We start from the raw sequence: 17,446 nt of genomic DNA on the forward strand, positions 1-17,446 counted from the left end.
TATGAAAAAAGTAGCTCTTTTTTTTATTATGGCATTTTTTGCTGTTGCATGTGGCAACGATGATGATTCACAACCAGAAATTTTTGGATGTACGGATTCTTCTTCATTAAACTATAATTCAGCCGCCAATACTGACGATGGCTCTTGTATCTACAACAAAAATGTTACATTTAGTTTTATCCAAGACTGGGATGGACAATCTGTTACCAGCGCAGATTTTAACGTTACTTCTTTTACAAATGCCTTTGGAAATACTTTGCAAATTTCAAAACTTCGATATCTAATCTCCAAAATAGTACTCCATAAAGCGGATGGCTCTACAGTTGATTTTGAAGAATATAAATTAATAGATTTAACAGACCCAACTTCTCTCACCCTTACGCCAGCGATAATGGCAACTACAGGCGATTACACAGGCATTTCATTTGTATATGGTTTTAATGAATTAGACAATAGGAGCGGTGCCTATCCCGATCTAAACGACGCTAATTGGAACTGGCCAGCAATGCTTGGTGGCGGCTATCATTTTATGCAAATGGAAGGTAAATATGAAGATGGCACTGGTGGCGAACTACCTTATGCATACCACAACGGTACTGCCCGAGTAAGTCCAGATGTATTCGAACAAAATTTTATTTCTTTTAATTTCAGTCAAAATTTCACCATTTCAGCAGATGCTACCATAGAGATAAAAATGAATATTGCCGAATGGTACAAAAATCCATATATTTGGGACTTAAATGTCTTTAATACTGATTTAATGATGAATTATGAGGCTCAAAAACATATGAATGAAAATGGTGCTAGCGTTTTTAGTATTGGCGCCATCACTCAATAGCATATAAAAAATGAAGGAACGGTCAAAGAAAATATTTAGAATATTTATTGGGGTTATGGCAATCAGCCTTCTGGTTGCTTGCTCTTCAAATGACCCAGACCCAATTGATCCCGGTGAGGACTATATACCCACACCAAAACCGTTGACCGTTCCTCCAATTTTTGAACAATTTTTACCCCAACCATTCATTCCTGCTGATAATCCACAAACTGTGGAAGGAATAGCGTTGGGAAGAAAATTATTTTACGACCCAATCCTTTCTGGCGATGGGACACAAGCTTGTGCTTCCTGCCATAAGCCGAGCAATTCCTTTACAGATGAAAATCAATTCAGCATAGGTATTGACGGTTTTGAAGGCACTCGCAATTCTATGCCGCTCTACAATATGGCTTGGAATACAAACAGCAAATTTTTCTGGGACGGCCGCGCTATAAGTATTGAAGACCAAGCACTTGGCCCCGTAGAAAACCCCATAGAAATGCACAATACATGGGAGAATGCCGTGGCAAGCTTGCAGAGCAGCAGTGCATATCCCGAACTTTTCAACAAAGCTTTTGGAACTAGCAATATCACCAAAGAATTGACCACAAAAGCAATCGCACAGTTTGAGCGCACCCTTATTTCCGCCAATTCACCTTTTGATCGGTATTTATTGGGTGAAAATTCATTGACACCTCAAGAAATAAATGGTTTTGCTATTTTTATGGATGAAGCTCGCGGAGACTGCTTTCATTGCCATGGAAATGAATTTAGCCCTTTGTGGACAGATAATATTTTTCACAACAACGGACTGGACCCTATTATTACAGACAAAGGCTTGGGAAATGTAACAGGAGATCCAAATGATGACGGCAAGTTTAAATCACCTTCTTTAAGAAATCTAGCTTACACCGCGCCATACATGCACGATGGCCGCTTTGCAACTTTAGATGACGTAATAAACCATTATAGTGAAGGTCTTGTTTATTCCAGAACCATAGACCCCTTAATGAAAGCTGTTTCAAGAGGTGGTGTGCATTTGACTGAACCTGACAAAGCAGACCTAAAAGCCTTCTTACTTTCACTTTCAGATCCTTCATTTATAAACAATCCAGATTTTCAAGACCCCAATTAAGCTTTTTTTCTTTTCAAACACTTCAATTTCCAAATAAAACCACTCTGTTAATTATTGTTTAAAACTATAGTTCAATAGTTTTAAAATCCCACTTAGGTATGGTTAAAAATACTATTTGATGTATATTTGCCATCTAATTTAGAATTAATCTACATATGATTAAAGTAAGTGAAAGTGCAAAAACCAAGATAGCGCAACTGATGGCCGAGGAAGGTTTTAACATTGCGGTAGATTATGTTCGCGTGGGCGTAAAAAGCGGTGGATGTTCCGGTTTAAGCTACGAGCTGAAATTTGATCACAGTCTGGGTGAAAACGATAAACTTTTTGAAGAAGAGCATGTGAAAATTGCTGTGGACAAAAAAAGCTTTTTGTACCTAGTGGGAACAACTTTAGAGTTCAGTGGTGGACTTAACGGAAAAGGGTTTGTTTTCAACAATCCCAACGCAAATCGCACTTGTGGTTGCGGAGAATCTTTTTCACTTTAAAACATAAATGAGGATGAGCAAGTATACTGAAGATGATTTAAAAAAAGAACTTGAAACCAAAGAATACGAATATGGTTTCTACACCGATATAGAATCTGACACTTTTCCCGTTGGACTGAACGAAGATATAGTCCGTGCTATTTCCAAAAAGAAAGAAGAGCCTGAATGGATGACCGAATGGCGCTTGGAGGCTTTCCGTTATTGGTTAGAAATGGCGGAACCGGATTGGGCAAATGTGCATTATGAAAAGCCTGATTTTCAAAACATTTCTTATTATTCAGCTCCAAATAAAAAACCAAAATATGACAGTATTGATGAAGTAGATCCAGAACTTTTGGATACCTTCAAAAGACTTGGAATTTCTTTAGACGAACAGAAGAAACTAGCTGGTGTCGCTGTAGATATTGTAATGGATTCTGTTTCTGTAGCAACTACTTTTAAAAAAACCTTAGCGGAAAAAGGAATTATTTTTTGTTCCATTTCCGAAGCCATAAGGGAGCATCCTGAATTGGTCAAAAAATATATAGGCACCGTGGTACCGAAACGTGACAATTATTATGCAGCTTTGAACAGCGCCGTTTTTAGTGATGGTTCGTTTTGCTACATTCCAAAAGGTGTTCGTTGCCCAATGGAGCTTTCAACTTATTTCCGTATTAACCAGGGAGGGACTGGGCAATTTGAAAGAACATTATTGATTGCAGACGAAGGAAGCTATGTAAGTTATCTGGAAGGCTGCACTGCTCCAAGTCGCGACGAAAATCAACTGCATGCTGCAGTAGTTGAACTGATAGCAATGGACAATGCTGAAATTAAATATTCAACAGTACAAAACTGGTATCCAGGTGACAAAAATGGAAAAGGCGGCGTTTACAATTTTGTGACCAAAAGAGGAATTTGTGAAAATGGAGCAAAAATTTCATGGACTCAAGTAGAAACTGGAAGTGCCGTTACATGGAAATACCCAAGTTGTGTGCTGAAAGGCGACAACTCTATTGGCGAGTTCTACTCCATAGCTGTTACTAACAATTTTCAGCAGGCCGATACGGGAACTAAAATGATTCATATTGGGAAGAACACCCGAAGTACAATCATATCAAAAGGTATTTCAGCTGGTAATTCACAAAACAGCTATCGCGGATTGGTGAAAATTATGCCAAATGCAGACAATGCCCGGAACTTTTCGCAGTGTGATTCCTTATTAATGGGGAACAGTTGTGGCGCCCACACTTTCCCATATATTGAGGTAAAAAACAAAACCGCGCAAATAGAACACGAAGCTACTACCAGCAAGATTGGGGAGGACCAAATTTTTTATTGCAACCAACGCGGTATTGAAACTGAAAAAGCAATCGCTTTGATAGTGAACGGTTTCAGTAAAGAAGTGTTAAATAAGCTGCCCATGGAGTTTGCCGTGGAAGCACAGAAATTATTAGAAATAAGCCTTGAAGGCTCTGTAGGTTAAAAGAATCAACCCTTTCTTGGTTTGAAACCCCAGAAAGGTCCTAAATATTCATTCTAAATCAAACTATTAATTATGAAAAAAACCATTTTGTTGCTAATGCTTTCAGTAGCAATTTTTTCTTGTAAAAATTCAGAAGAGAAAAACACGGAAACCGAGGAAACAACTGTTGAAAATGTACAAAAAATACAAGCTTACAAAGGAGATTTTATAAGTTCCGACGGAGCGCTGGTACTAATGGGCCCCAATTATATTTATGGAGTTAAGCGAGACTTGCTTTCCGAAGGACTCTCAAAACAGGTAGCGGCAATTAAAAAAAACGATTTTGATATGGTTGGCGTCATTGTTAAAGGAATAGTTTCCAAGAATACTGACAAAGAAAGCGAATGGGAAGAGATAATAACAATCACAGAAATTATGAGGATTGCCGATAAACCTTCCGAAATAGATATTAAATTAAACGAAACAGAAAAGAAGAATTAAATGTTAAAAATTAAAGATTTATACGCCGGACTAGAAGGAAAAGATATACTGCAAGGCATCAATCTTGAAGTAAAAGCGGGCGAAGTCCACGCAATAATGGGACCCAACGGTTCCGGTAAAAGTACATTGGCTTCGGTTGTCGCTGGCAAAGATGAATATGAAGTAACTCGTGGTTACATCACTTTTGAAAACGAGGACATTTCTGACTTGGATCCCGAAGAAAGAGCTCACAAAGGCATCTTTCTTTCATTCCAATATCCTGTAGAAATTCCAGGTGTTTCGGTGACCAACTTCATCAAAACCGCAATTAATGAAACTAGAAAAGCAAAAGGACAAGCAGATATGCCAGCTGCAGAAATGCTTAAAATGATAAGGGAGAAGGCCGATATGCTGGAGATTGATCGCAAGTTTCTTTCACGCTCTTTAAACGAAGGTTTTTCTGGTGGCGAAAAGAAACGTAACGAAATTTTCCAAATGGCAATGCTAGAACCTAAATTAGCAATCCTTGACGAAACCGATTCTGGATTGGATATTGATGCTTTAAAAATAGTTGCAAACGGAGTAAACAAATTGAAAAGTGAAGACAACGCAGTTCTATTAATTACACACTATCAGCGTCTTTTAGACTATATAGTTCCAGATTTTGTACACGTATTGATGAACGGAAAAATAGTAAAGTCCGGCAGCAAGGAACTTGCATACGAGCTTGAAGAAAAAGGATACGATTGGATTAAAGAAGAATTGGTTTAAATATTTGTTTCTGGTTTTTTGTTTCAAGTTTCTGGTTGGTTAAAAATTAAAAATTTATGGCAACAATTGAACGGTTTGAGGATTTAGATATTTGTAAAGAAGCAAGACTTCTTTACAAAGAAATAATTCTGCTTTCAAGAAATACTGAACTAAAAGCCGATTACAAACTAAAAGATCAAATAAAAGGTTCATCGGGTTCAGTAATGGACAATATAGCAGAAGGATTTGAACAGGATGGAAACAAGGAATTCAGACAATTTTTATCAATCGCAAAAGGTTCAGCTGGAGAATCCCGCTCTCAATTATACAGAGTTTTCGATTCAGATTATATTTCCGAAGAAGAACTATCCTCTTTGGCAGACACATATTTGAGCCTGAGTAAGAGAATAGCAAACTTTATCATCTATTTAAATAAAAATGAATTTAAAGGAAACAAGTTCAAATAACTTGTAACCTGAAACAAGAAACTTGAAACAAGAATTTTCATGAGTTTTAAAGACAAATTATTATCATCATACATAGCTCTCGAAGATTATTTGGAGTTTGATTCGCCCTTACATGAGTTGCGAAACAACGCCATTAAAATTTTTGAGGAAAAAGGATTTCCAACAAAAAAGGAAGAAGCCTGGAAATATACATCGCTTAATTCATTACTGAAACCCGATTACTGTGTCTTTTCAAACAAGGAACGAAATGTAGAATTGAAAAATGTACGCAAGTACTTCCTTCACGAAATAGATACCTATAAACTTGTTTTTGTGGATGGTGTTTACAACTCTTTTCTTTCGGAAACCACGCACGATTCGTTGGATGTCTGCTTGATGTCTGCCGCTTTGAACAAAAGCAAATACAAACCCATTATTGAAACCTATTTCAATAAAATAGCAAAAAGCGATAGTTTAACTGCGCTAAATACAGCTTTCACGAAAGAAGGTGCATACATTCACATTCCGGCGCACAAAGAAGTTGAAAAACCTATTGAAATAATCAATTTTTCAACTGGAAATGAGGCTTCGATGTTCCTTCAACCCAGAAACTTAATTGTTGTTGGCGAAAACGCACATGTTCAAATCATAGAGCGTCACCAAAGCCTTTCCAGCAATGAAGTTTTGACCAATTCGGTTACCGAAATTTTTGCAGAGAAACGCGCTTATGTAGACTACTACAAAATTCAAACCGATGAAGCAACCGCTTCATTGATTGACAATACCTATATTTCGCAACAACGCGATACGGTTTGTCGCGTACACACCTTCGCCTTTGGCGGAAATTTGGTTCGAAACAACCTCAACTTTTATCAAAAAGGTGAAAACTGCGATTCTACCCTGAAAGGAATTACCATCCTTAAAGGCAAACAGCATGTTGACCACAACACTTTAGTACACCACATTGCACCAAACTGCGAGAGCCATCAAGATTACAAAGGGCTTTTTGCAGAATCGTCCACAGGCGTTTTCAATGGAAAGATAGTTGTTGAAAAAGATGCCCAAAAAACTGATGCTTTTCAGCAGAACAATAATATTCTTATTGACGATAAAGCCACAATCAACGCCAAGCCACAGTTGGAAATTTTTGCAGACGATGTAAAATGCTCCCACGGTTGTACCATCGGCCAGTTTGACGAAGACGCTTTATTCTACCTCCGTAGCCGTGGAATTGGGCTTAAAGAAGCACGCGCTTTGTTGATGTACGCCTTCGCAAACACCGTCTTGGAAAGTGTAAAAATTCCCGAATTGAAGATGCGGATCAACAAGCTTATTGCCAATAAAATTGGGGTTAGCTTGGGGTTTGATCTTTAAAATCACTCTTATGTCGTTTGATGTTCAAAAAATACGAAATGATTTCCCAATCCTTTCCCGAGAGGTAAATGGCTATCCACTGGTATATTTGGACAATGCCGCAACTTCGCAAAAACCGAAGCAGGTTATTGATTGCATTGTGGATTATTACAGTAATTACAACGCAAACATTCACCGCGGCGTACATACGCTTTCGCAGGAAGCAACGGATGCTTATGAAGCTTCTCGTAAAAAAATTCAAACACATTTTAACGCGAAGGAAGCCTACGAAATGATTTTCACCGCAGGTACAACCCACGGAATAAATCTTGTTGCAAACGGTTTTTCTGAAATTCTAAAAAAGGACGACGAAATAATTGTTTCAGCAATGGAACACCATAGTAATATTGTGCCGTGGCAAATGCTTTGTGAAAAAACGGGAGCTATTTTGAGGGTGATTCCGATGAATGAAGAAGGCGTTTTGATTATGGAGGAATATGAAAAATTGCTTTCCAAAAAGACGAAACTTGTTTTTGTAAACCATATTTCAAACGCATTGGGAACCATTAATCCGATTGACGAGATTATTGCAAAAGCACATGAAGTTGGAGCAGCAGTCCTGGTTGACGGGGCACAATCCTGTTCCCATATAAAACCGGATCTTCAAAAACTAGATGTAGATTTCTTCGTCACCTCAGCCCACAAAATGTGCGGGCCAACTGGTGTTGGGATTCTTTATATGAAAGAGGAATGGGGCAACAAACTTCCGCCCTACCAAGGCGGCGGCGAGATGATTGCGGAAGTGACTTTCGAAAAAACCACTTATGCGGGACTTCCACATAAATTTGAAGCGGGAACGCCCAATATTTGTGGCGGAATTGCCTTTGGCGCAGCCATAGACTATCTTAACGATATTGGTTTTGAAGCCATTGAAAAGCACGAAAACGAACTTTTAAAATATGCCACCGAAAAACTGTTGGAAATAGAAGGTATGAAAATTTACGGGACGGGACCTGATAAAACCTCAGTGGTTTCTTTCAATATTGAAGGAATTCATCCCTATGATATTGGAACAATTGTTGACAAACTTGGAATTGCTGTGCGTACAGGCCACCACTGCGCCCAACCCATTATGGATTTTTATAAAATTCCCGGAACTGTTCGCGCTTCTTTCGCCTTTTACAATACTTTGGAAGAAGTAGATGCTTTGGTAAATGCCGTAAAAAAAGCTAAAATGATGTTAAGTTAACCAATCAATCTAAGTTAAAACTTGAACTTTGATTGTTCATCTTTAAAACATAAATTATGAAAACACTTGCCACATTATCATTATTAATATTTGCAGTAATCTTTACAGGGTGCGACGAAACCAAAAAAGTAATTGACGTTGCCGGAAACGTGCAACTAACAGGGAGTTATACTGTTTCCGCAATAAATGGAAAGAAATTAGTAAACACCACAAACCCAACTTTTACACTGTCTGCTTTGGACAACTCCTTCCGTGGAACAACGGGCTGTAATTCAGTATTTGGAAATTACACTCTTGATCTTTACAGCATCAGTTTTGGCGATTTAGCAGTTAGCGAAAAGATGTGTATGGACAAAAACATTATGAAATCTGAACGAGATTTTTTAGATGCATTAAAAAACACTGGTTCGTATGCTTTGAATAATGGCGTTCTAACGTTTTATTCAAAAACTGACAGAAGTGTGCTGATCAGTGCAACCAAAGACACGAATAATTAAAAAGAGTATATGACGATTGAAGCAATACAGGAAGAGTTAATTGAAGAGTTTTCTATGTTCGACGACTGGATGCAGCGCTACGAATATATGATAGAACTCGGTAAATCGCTTCCGTTGATTGACGAAACCCTGAAAAATGAAGATAAACTCATCAAAGGCTGTCAAAGCAAAGTATGGCTAAATTCTGAAATGAAAGACGGTAAAATTATTTTCACCGCCGATAGCGATGCCATCATCACCAAAGGAATTATTGCCGTTTTGGTACGGGTTTTTTCAGATCAAAAACCACAGGCAATACTAGATGCGAATACTGATTTTATTGACGAAATAGGCTTGAAAGAACATCTTTCACCTACTAGGGCAAACGGTTTGGTTTCAATGATTAAACAAATGAAAATGTATGCGTTGGCATACCAAACACAAGTTAAGAATTAAACAAATGGAAGCAGAAATAGACATGGCCGAATTGGGCGAAAAAATTATCGAGGTTATAAAAACCATTTACGATCCAGAAATACCCGTGGATATTTATGAACTCGGACTTATTTACGACGTCTTTATCAACGAAGACCGTGAAGTTAAGATATTGATGACGCTTACTACGCCAAACTGCCCAGTTGCAGAAAGTTTGCCAATGGAAGTGGAAGACAAGATAAAATCTATGAAAATGGTAAAAGACGCCGAAGTAGAAATAACCTTCGACCCTCCGTGGAGCCAAGAGTTAATGAGCGAAGAGGCGAAGCTTGAACTTGGAATGCTTTAATTCATATTGAATATACAGTAATTAGTTGCCTCATAAATTCATAGCTCAGTAATACAATAAATTTCAGCGTGTCCCAAGAAATAATAAATCGCGTAGCGAACAGCAAACTTGTAACCTTCGACCTTGAGGAAATCTATCCAAAGGGAGAACGGGTTTCTTTTGATATTTCGAAATGGCTTTTGGAAGGTATAGTGCTTCGCGAAAGTGAGTTTCGTAATAAAGCTACGGAGCACGATTGGAGTCAATATCAGGATAAATTTGTGGCGCTTTTCTGCAGCACAGATGCAATTATTCCAGGTTGGGCAAATTTACTTTTATCGCTCCATTTAGCACCTTATGCCAAAAAAATTACTGTGGGTAGTTTGGATGAACTAGAAAGCATTCTTTTTGCTGAATTACTTCAAACTATTGACTTCTCAGAATATATAGACAAGTCCGTAATCATCAAAGGCTGCTCCCACAAACCCATTCCGCAGAATGCTTATGTGCTTTTGGCGCAAAATCTTCAGCCTGTTGCCAAAAGTATTATGTACGGCGAGGCTTGCTCTTCTGTGCCTCTTTTTAAAAGAAAATAAGGACTCTTAAAGTGCGTTCTAAGAATTATTGAAAAAATGTTGTTTTATAAGTATGTTTTTGCGAAATATTCAAAGAGTAAGTATTTTTGCACAAACAAAATCTATTATAAAATGAAAAAATTTTTACTTCTTGCAGTTCTATTTGCTGCACCTATGGCTATAATTGCCCAAGAAGAAACTCCGAAAGATTCTATTCCTAATGGTTGGACTCGTGCCGGAAATATTTCGTTATTATTCAACCAAGCAGCCTTCAATGCAGAATGGACTGGTGGTGGAACTTCAAATTATTCAGGAAACCTTTCACTAACTTATGATTTTAATTATAAGCACGATAAAATTTCTTGGAACAACCGTTTGACTGGAGAATATGGCTTAACCAGAAACAAGGATGATAAATACTCCCGTAAGACCAACGACCGTTTGGAATTAAACTCCATTTTGGGTCAACAGATAAAAGAAAGCAATTGGTATTATTCCCTGTTTTTTAACTTCAAAACCCAGTTCGCAAAGGGCTATGAGTTCAATAAGGATCTTAATCCAGAAGACGAAGGGTATCGTACCGAAACTACACATATCTTGTCACCAGCCTATATTCAGTTTGGCCCTGGTATGCTTTGGAAAAAAAGCGACAATCTGTATGTAAATATTTCTCCTGCTACCGCTAAACTTATATTAGTGGACAAAGATTTTACCGCAGTGGATGAGACTGTTCCTGGTGCCTTGGATGCTTATAACGAAAACAAATATTTTGGGGTTGACGCCAATGAAAGCACTCGTTTTGAATTTGGTGCTTCAGTTTCTGCTTATGCCAAGTTTAATATTATGGCGAATATTTCCGCAGAAAACATTTTGAACCTTTATTCAAATTACCTTGAAGATCCACAAAATGTTGATATTGATTATACTTTCAACCTTGTGATGAAAGTGAATAAATACATTACTTCAAACGTAACTTTCCAAGCAATTTATGATGACAATGCCATACAAGGTTTCCAGATTCGTGAAGCTTTGGGTGTTGGTGTAACTTATGGATTCTAAGAGAAATTTTAATTAAAATGAAAAGCCGATTCAGATATCTGAATCGGCTTTTTTAATTGTTGAAATCTTCGGAAGAATTTAATCCTCTTCGGTATATTCATCGTACAAAAAGCTATTGTAAGGAAAACGGGTGGTATGGATTTCCTTCACTTTTTCATAAACAAGTTTTCGGAACTCGTTGAAATTTTCTTTGTTTAAGGCCGAAATGAAAATGGCTTCGCCGTTCAGTTTTGCCATCCACGTTTGTTTCCATTCTTCCAAAGTGTAATGGGCCTTGGTCTTTTCGGTCATTAAATCGTCCTCCTCAATCTCTTCGGGATGGTAAGCATCTATCTTGTTGAAAACCATAACTGTTGGTTTATCTGCACTACCTATTTCTTCAAGAATTTTATTCACAGAATCTATATGATGTTCAAAAGAAGGATGGCTAATATCTACCACATGCAATAACAAATCTGCCTCTCGCACTTCATCCAAGGTGCTTTTAAAAGATTCCACAAGTTGTGTGGGCAATTTCCGGATAAAACCAACCGTATCTGTTAACAAGAATGGAAGATTCCCAATAACTACTTTTCGAACGGTTGTATCCAATGTCGCAAAGAGTTTATCTTCTGCAAAAACATCGCTTTTACTGATTACGTTCATCAAAGTAGACTTTCCAACGTTTGTATAACCAACCAAAGCCACACGAACCAATGCGCCACGATTACCGCGCTGCACCTCCATTTGGCGGTCAATTTTTTTCAATTTATCCTTCAGTAAGGCAATACGGTCGCGAACAATACGTCTGTCCGTTTCAATTTCGGTTTCCCCTGGGCCGCGCATACCGATACCACCACGCTGACGTTCCAAGTGAGTCCACATTCCAGCAAGGCGGGGCAGCAAATATTGGTATTGAGCAAGTTCAACTTGTGTGCGGGCATAACTGGTTTGTGCTCTTTGCGCGAAAATATCTAAAATCAAATTGGTGCGGTCAAGTACTTTACAATCCAATTCTTTTTGGATGTTTTTTTGTTGGCCTGGTGAAAGTTCATCATCAAATATTACCACTCCCACCTTGTGTTCTTCCACAAAGTTTTTTACATCCTCCAGCTTTCCTGTACCAATAAAAGTCTTGGGGTTGGGCACGTCCAATTTTTGGGTAAAACGTTTTAGCACTTGGCCACCGGCGGTATAAGCCAAAAACTCAAGTTCATCAAGGTATTCTTCAGATTTATCTTCGTCCTGAAATTTTGTAATCAGCCCTATCAATACTGTTTTTTCGTAAGAAATGTCCGTTTGCTCTATCATAAAATTATTTATAGCGCAAATGTACAAAACACTTAGCAAGAGTTTTTTCTACTTTAGAAGCAATTAACAACATTTCAGTCTTAAACATAAAAAACCTTTATACCGTAGCGTTTTACAATCTGGAAAATCACTTTAATACCGAAAATGACCAAAAAAAGCTGGATGACGATTTTACGCTTGGCAAAGAAATGGCTTGTAACGAAAAACGATACAGTAGGAAAATTGAAATAACTATTTTGGGAGATTTGAGTGAGCATTTTACAGTATATTAAATGTTTTAAACAAAAATTTAATCAAGACTTTATAAAAATTCTTAAAATATTTATATATTACAATGTTAAATAAAAGTTAACAAACAATAAAGCACTCTAACCACCAACAAAAACTTTATGAATAAAAAATTACCTCTCTATTTACAAAGTTGCCACCATTATTTTAAAGACAGCTTTAAATCACTTTTACTCTTCATTTCATTTTTAATTTTCTTTGTTGCATCTCCTCCAGCTTTTGGATAGGAAGATGAATAATCAGAGCATTCCATATTTCGCTTTAACAAAATATTTTATACCCATGAAAAAAAAACTTTTACTCCTCACATTTCTTTTTAGTTCCTTAATATATAGTCAAGAAATAACATCAATAAATTACGATTCATCAATAACATTTATGCCACTTGAAGTAAGTTCAAGTGCTGTTTTAATGATGGATTTTATTGATTATAAAGAGATTAAATATGCTGTTACAAAAAACAATGAAATAGTTTTTACAAAAGAAATAACCAAAAATGAAGGTTCGCAAGCGCTAAAAATGGACTTGTCCTCTTTGGATAAAGGAACCTACGACATTCATATATATATTAATGGTACTGAAGTTAAAAAGTACACTTTTAAAAAAGTGTGATAAAATTTCCTCCTTTTAAATAAAATAACCTTCAATGAAAAAATTAATACTCTTATTTGGTCTTTTTATATTTTCTAATGCGGCTATACAAGCCCAGGTTTGTGATATATTAATTCCAATATGTACCAGTCAGGATGGTCAAGACAATAATGCAATAGACCCCTCTCCAATAACTATAGATACTGGCTGTCAAATATTGCAAGGAACACGTACCGCTTGGTATCTACTTGCGATTATACAGCCCACAAATTTTACTTTTCAAATTGAACCCACTGGCGATATAGATTATGATTTTGCGGTTTGGGTAAATGCAGACTGTAATAATCTTGGAGTAGCAGATAGAGCTAGCTATGACGCACCTTCTGCTGGTGAATACGATACAGGTTTAAACCTTACATCAACAGACTTTTGTGAAACAGCAGTTGGTGATGGTCAAGTACAATTTTTAAGTCTGGTTCCGGGTGATGAAGTTATCATTGTTGTTGATAGGTTTTCATCCACACCAGATATATTTGATTTAACGTTTGGAGACCCAGATGCCTTTGACTGTTCTATTGTTTTTGACTGTACCGTAGAAATCAATGAAGGCGACCAACTACTTTGTGATGTGCCAGAATTTCAACTAACTACAACCATTTCAGGACCTGTGGAAAGCTATGAATGGTATAAAGACGGGGTGTTAATCCCAGGACAAAATACCGACATGCTTCTAGTAACGCAGACTGGAAATTATGAAGTAATTGCAGATGGAACAGATTGTGACGTGCCAGTGAGTGATGATGTAAATATCACACTTCTTTTTGGAGGTGGTTGTACCGTAGAACCTATCTGTGAAGGTATCGATTTTGAAGAAAATTTTGGCACAGGCACAGGAAGAGTTTCCACCCCTTACACAAATTATATATTCAATGGCGTTACGCAAGTGGAAGATGGCGAATACACCATTTCCAACACCTCAGTTGGTTTAAACACTGGATGGTTTACAGATATGGAAGACCATACCGATGGTGATGTTGATGGAAGAATGCTTTTCGTAAACGCTTCCTTTGCTCCCGATGAGTTTTACAGAAGAACCATTACCTTGAACCAAAACATTGAATATACATTCAATGCGTGGATTACAACTGTTTATGATACAGACACTGGTATATGTGGTGGAACTGGCGAACCTTCAAACGTAATCTTTAGGATTGAAGATCCTTCTGGAAACCTTATTGCAGAAACAAACACAGGCAATATTCCCAATGGACCCGATCCTAACTGGCAAGAATTTGCAATTATCTTCAATACTGGAACAAATACAGACGTACAACTTGTATTAATTAATAATGCCCCTGGAGGCTGTGGAAACGATTTGGCTATTGATGATATTACGTTAAGTCTTCAAAACCAACAGCCCGAGATTGTAACTCCACCAGACCTCAGCGCTTGCGATGCTAACGGCGACGGAATGGAAGAGTTCAATCTAGAAGACCAAATAGCAACTATTTTGAATGGTCAAGACCCTGCACTTTTAAATACTACCTTCCATCTAAGCCAGTTTGATGCCGAAGCTAGCCAAAATGCAATAGTGAATCCAGCTGCGTATACAAATACAACAAACCCAGAAACAATATATGTGCGTGTAGAAAAAGTTGCGGAACCAACTTGTTTCAGCACCGTTTCTTTTCAACTTGTATTGAGTGACCCAGAAGATCTTTCAGGAAACCTTCCAACCGAAGTGATCCTTTGTTTGGGAGACACCTTCCCAGTTCTTGATGCAACCCCATCAAACCCAGCTATCGATTTAAGTTTGGTTACGTATAAATGGACCGATGGAGGTGGAACCGTAGTTTCAACAGATGCCACCTTTACCCCAACAGCAGCAGGAACATACAGTGTTACGGTAACCTACCCACCTTGTAGTGAGCAAACTTTTTCAGTAGCTATTATAGTGAATGATCCTCCAACTTTGGACTTGGGCCCAGACCAAATTATTTGCGATGGCTCTTCCTTTGAAATAGTTCCTCAAATTACCGGAGCTTCTCCAGCAATCACTTATCTATGGAGCACAGGCGAAACCACACCAACCATAACGGTTTCTGAAAACGGAACCTATACTTTGGAAATAACGGATGGTCCTTGTACTGTAACAGATAGTATCGACATCATAATTTCAGATCCCGTTATTGTAGATTTGGGTGCTGATTTCACAAGTTGTTTTGATACAAACACCGTCCTTACCGCCCAAGTAGATGGCGATCCACAGAGCGCAACTTACGAGTGGTTTCTCAATGGAACTTTATTGTCTGGTGAAACCAATCAAACACTCCTTATTACTCAGCCAGGAACTTATTCTGTAACTGTAACTGTTGACTCTTGTACAGGAACAGATAGTGTGGTAGTCGGCCTAGGTGATATAGAAGTAGCCCTTGGCGATGATTTTCAAATCTGTTTTGACACCCAAGTGGTTTTGGAAGCTACGCTTACTAACCAAAATCCAAATGCGAATTACCAATGGGATCTTGATGGAACAATTATAGCAGGTGAAACCAATTCCACCTTAATAATTACCCAAGAGGGAACCTATACCGTAACAGCGTTTATTGGAAGTTGTTCTGCAACAGATACCATAACAGTTTCATTACGCGATGATCTTGAAGTAACTGTTGATGAGGATTTTACAACTTGCCCTAACGAACCCCAAACGTTGACTGCAACAACAGTTGAAGAGGGTGCAACCTATCAATGGTATCTAAATGGAACTTTATTGACTGGAGAAACAGATAGTACATTGAACTTTATGGTAACACCAGGAACAATGGGTGTCCAAACTTACACCGTTTTGATTTCAGTGGGCGGGTGCTCTGCTACCGATTCAGTAGATGTTAGTCTATACGCGGTTGGAAACTGTGTAATTTCCGAAGGACTTTCACCAAACGGCGATGGTTATAACGATAACCTTGATCTTACCTTTCTCAGCGATAGAAGTGGAAGCTTAAAACTTCAAGTTTTCAACAGACTGGGAACTTTGGTTTTTGAGCAGAACAATTACATCAACCAATGGTACGGCCAAGATAAAAACGGTAACGAACTACCAACGGGAACGTATTTCTATGCAATTGACATTGCAGGTAATGATGCTGTTTATGGCTCACAGGCCACGGGTTGGATTTATCTTAACCAGAAAGCAAACTAAAAACCATTAAATACTTTTTAACTACCAAATAGATAAAAATGAAATGCTCATTATCACCTATCAAAACAAAGAAAAATGAATCATTTGGGCATTCCATCTACCACATTATCAAATATTTTATACCGATGAAAAAACATATATATATCCTAATTGTATTGATGGCAGGATTGCTCTTTCAGGAAGCAAAGGCGCAACAAGACCCTCAATATACCCAGTACATGTACAATATGAATGTGGTGAACCCAGCCTATGCGGGTTCTAAGGAAAGCCTGTCATTAACCGCACTTTACAGAAACCAGTGGTCCGGTTTGGAAGGCAACCCAGTAACTTTTACGTTCTCGGCACATTCGCCTATAAGTGAAAAAATTGGGCTTGGCCTTTCAGCAATAAAAGACGAATTGGGCCCCGTAAAGGAAACCAATGTGTATGCAGACTTTTCCTATACACTTCAATTGGGAAGTACCTTAAAGCTGGCTTTAGGGCTAAAAGCTGGTGCAACCTTTCACGAGGTGGGACTTTCCTCTTTGGAATTACAAGATCCCAATGACCCTATCTTTTCCGAAGATATAAACAACACCTACCCAAACATTGGCGCGGGTGCTTTTCTTTATGGCGATAAGTTCTATTTAGGTCTTTCTGTTCCCAATATGCTGAAATCTGTGCATTTAGATGAAAACGGAATCAAGTACGGTTCTGAAACCAATCACTATTTTGCCACAGCAGGTTACATTTTCCAACTTTCTGAAAACATTAAGTTGAAACCTTCCGTAATGGTGAAATCTGCTTTTGACGCACCCATTTCTTATGATGGAAACTTGAACGCACTATTTTATGACAAGTTCGAACTTGGAGCATCCTACAGATTGGATGATTCCTTCAGTGGTTTAGTTGGGTTTCAAATTACCCCAAACATCCGTGTGGGCTATGCTTATGACCACGTTACCTCAGACATTAAAACAATAGGTCCAGCTTCGCACGAAGTAGTATTGACTTTTGATCTGTTCTTTAAACCACGAGTTTTACGTTCACCAAGATTCTTCTAATAACCA

The 17,446-nt window shown here is 38.0% G+C and carries 19 protein-coding genes; 18 read left to right on the forward strand and 1 reads right to left on the reverse strand.

Annotation, left to right across the window (positions count from 1 at the left end; genetic code table 11):
- The first annotated feature begins 1 nt into the window (after window position 1).
- The 14 genes from ESU54_RS06155 to ESU54_RS06220 all read left to right on the forward strand — a co-directional run bounded on the left by ESU54_RS06155 (window position 2) and on the right by ESU54_RS06220 (window position 11,029).
- A complete protein-coding gene (locus tag ESU54_RS06155) occupies window positions 2–838 on the forward strand; it encodes an MbnP family protein (protein ID WP_111843322.1) in 837 nt (278 codons plus the stop codon).
- A 10-nt stretch (window positions 839–848) separates the two neighbouring features.
- Window positions 849–1,952, forward strand: coding sequence for a cytochrome-c peroxidase (locus ESU54_RS06160; protein ID WP_235004533.1), 1,104 nt, complete (start codon window positions 849–851; stop codon window positions 1,950–1,952).
- Between the two features lie 155 nt (window positions 1,953–2,107).
- Complete coding sequence (locus ESU54_RS06165) at window positions 2,108–2,437, forward strand: HesB/IscA family protein (protein WP_111843321.1); 330 nt, start codon at window positions 2,108–2,110, stop codon at window positions 2,435–2,437.
- Window positions 2,438–2,450: 13 nt separating this feature from the next.
- Window positions 2,451–3,899 (forward strand): Fe-S cluster assembly protein SufB, encoded by a 1,449-nt coding sequence (gene sufB, locus ESU54_RS06170; protein ID WP_111843320.1) that lies wholly within the window; start codon window positions 2,451–2,453, stop codon window positions 3,897–3,899.
- 72 nt (window positions 3,900–3,971) lie between these two features.
- Window positions 3,972–4,379 (forward strand): hypothetical protein, encoded by a 408-nt coding sequence (locus ESU54_RS06175; RefSeq protein WP_111843319.1) that lies wholly within the window; start codon window positions 3,972–3,974, stop codon window positions 4,377–4,379.
- Window positions 4,380–5,129: a Fe-S cluster assembly ATPase SufC gene (gene sufC / locus ESU54_RS06180; protein WP_111843318.1), complete on the forward strand. Its 750-nt coding sequence runs from the start codon at window positions 4,380–4,382 to the stop codon at window positions 5,127–5,129.
- Between the two features lie 56 nt (window positions 5,130–5,185).
- On the forward strand, window positions 5,186–5,575 hold the full coding sequence (locus tag ESU54_RS06185) for a four helix bundle protein (protein ID WP_111843317.1): 390 nt from the start codon (window positions 5,186–5,188) through the stop codon (window positions 5,573–5,575).
- Between the two features lie 39 nt (window positions 5,576–5,614).
- Window positions 5,615–6,928: a Fe-S cluster assembly protein SufD gene (sufD, locus tag ESU54_RS06190; RefSeq protein ID WP_111843316.1), complete on the forward strand. Its 1,314-nt coding sequence runs from the start codon at window positions 5,615–5,617 to the stop codon at window positions 6,926–6,928.
- Window positions 6,929–6,938: 10 nt separating this feature from the next.
- Entirely contained in the window at window positions 6,939–8,156 is a 1,218-nt protein-coding gene (locus ESU54_RS06195) for an aminotransferase class V-fold PLP-dependent enzyme (RefSeq protein WP_111843315.1), read from the forward strand.
- Window positions 8,157–8,212: 56 nt separating this feature from the next.
- Window positions 8,213–8,653, forward strand: coding sequence for an META domain-containing protein (locus ESU54_RS06200; RefSeq protein ID WP_111843314.1), 441 nt, complete (start codon window positions 8,213–8,215; stop codon window positions 8,651–8,653).
- A gap of 9 nt (window positions 8,654–8,662) precedes the next feature.
- The gene (locus tag ESU54_RS06205; RefSeq protein ID WP_111843313.1) at window positions 8,663–9,088 is read left to right on the forward strand and encodes a SufE family protein; all 426 of its coding nucleotides are present in this window, start codon (window positions 8,663–8,665) and stop codon (window positions 9,086–9,088) included.
- Between the two features lie 4 nt (window positions 9,089–9,092).
- The gene (locus ESU54_RS06210) at window positions 9,093–9,416 is read left to right on the forward strand and encodes an SUF system Fe-S cluster assembly protein (RefSeq protein ID WP_111843618.1); all 324 of its coding nucleotides are present in this window, start codon (window positions 9,093–9,095) and stop codon (window positions 9,414–9,416) included.
- A 68-nt stretch (window positions 9,417–9,484) separates the two neighbouring features.
- Entirely contained in the window at window positions 9,485–9,991 is a 507-nt protein-coding gene (locus tag ESU54_RS06215; RefSeq protein ID WP_111843312.1) for a DUF2480 family protein, read from the forward strand.
- A 111-nt stretch (window positions 9,992–10,102) separates the two neighbouring features.
- Window positions 10,103–11,029: a DUF3078 domain-containing protein gene (locus ESU54_RS06220; RefSeq protein ID WP_111843311.1), complete on the forward strand. Its 927-nt coding sequence runs from the start codon at window positions 10,103–10,105 to the stop codon at window positions 11,027–11,029.
- Between the two features lie 78 nt (window positions 11,030–11,107).
- Here ESU54_RS06220 and hflX read toward each other — a convergent pair whose 3' ends face one another.
- Window positions 11,108–12,319, reverse strand: a complete 1,212-nt coding sequence (gene hflX / locus ESU54_RS06225; protein ID WP_111843310.1) for a GTPase HflX — start codon at window positions 12,317–12,319, stop codon at window positions 11,108–11,110.
- A gap of 86 nt (window positions 12,320–12,405) precedes the next feature.
- Here hflX and ESU54_RS18155 point away from each other — a divergent pair, with 86 nt between their 5' ends.
- From ESU54_RS18155 to ESU54_RS06240, 4 genes are all read left to right on the forward strand, one after another.
- Window positions 12,406–12,591 (forward strand): endonuclease/exonuclease/phosphatase family protein, encoded by a 186-nt coding sequence (locus tag ESU54_RS18155; protein ID WP_262510797.1) that lies wholly within the window; start codon window positions 12,406–12,408, stop codon window positions 12,589–12,591.
- A gap of 298 nt (window positions 12,592–12,889) precedes the next feature.
- Window positions 12,890–13,219: a hypothetical protein gene (locus ESU54_RS06230; RefSeq protein ID WP_146743959.1), complete on the forward strand. Its 330-nt coding sequence runs from the start codon at window positions 12,890–12,892 to the stop codon at window positions 13,217–13,219.
- Between the two features lie 34 nt (window positions 13,220–13,253).
- Window positions 13,254–16,397 carry a gliding motility-associated C-terminal domain-containing protein gene (locus ESU54_RS06235; RefSeq protein WP_111843308.1) on the forward strand — a complete coding sequence of 1,048 codons (3,144 nt, stop codon included), beginning with the start codon at window positions 13,254–13,256 and terminating at the stop codon, window positions 16,395–16,397.
- A gap of 125 nt (window positions 16,398–16,522) precedes the next feature.
- Window positions 16,523–17,440 carry a PorP/SprF family type IX secretion system membrane protein gene (locus ESU54_RS06240; protein WP_111843307.1) on the forward strand — a complete coding sequence of 306 codons (918 nt, stop codon included), beginning with the start codon at window positions 16,523–16,525 and terminating at the stop codon, window positions 17,438–17,440.
- Window positions 17,441–17,446: the final 6 nt, after the last annotated feature.

Source organism: Aequorivita antarctica (genome assembly GCF_007997155.1).
Lineage (GTDB): Bacteria > Bacteroidota > Bacteroidia > Flavobacteriales > Flavobacteriaceae > Aequorivita > Aequorivita antarctica.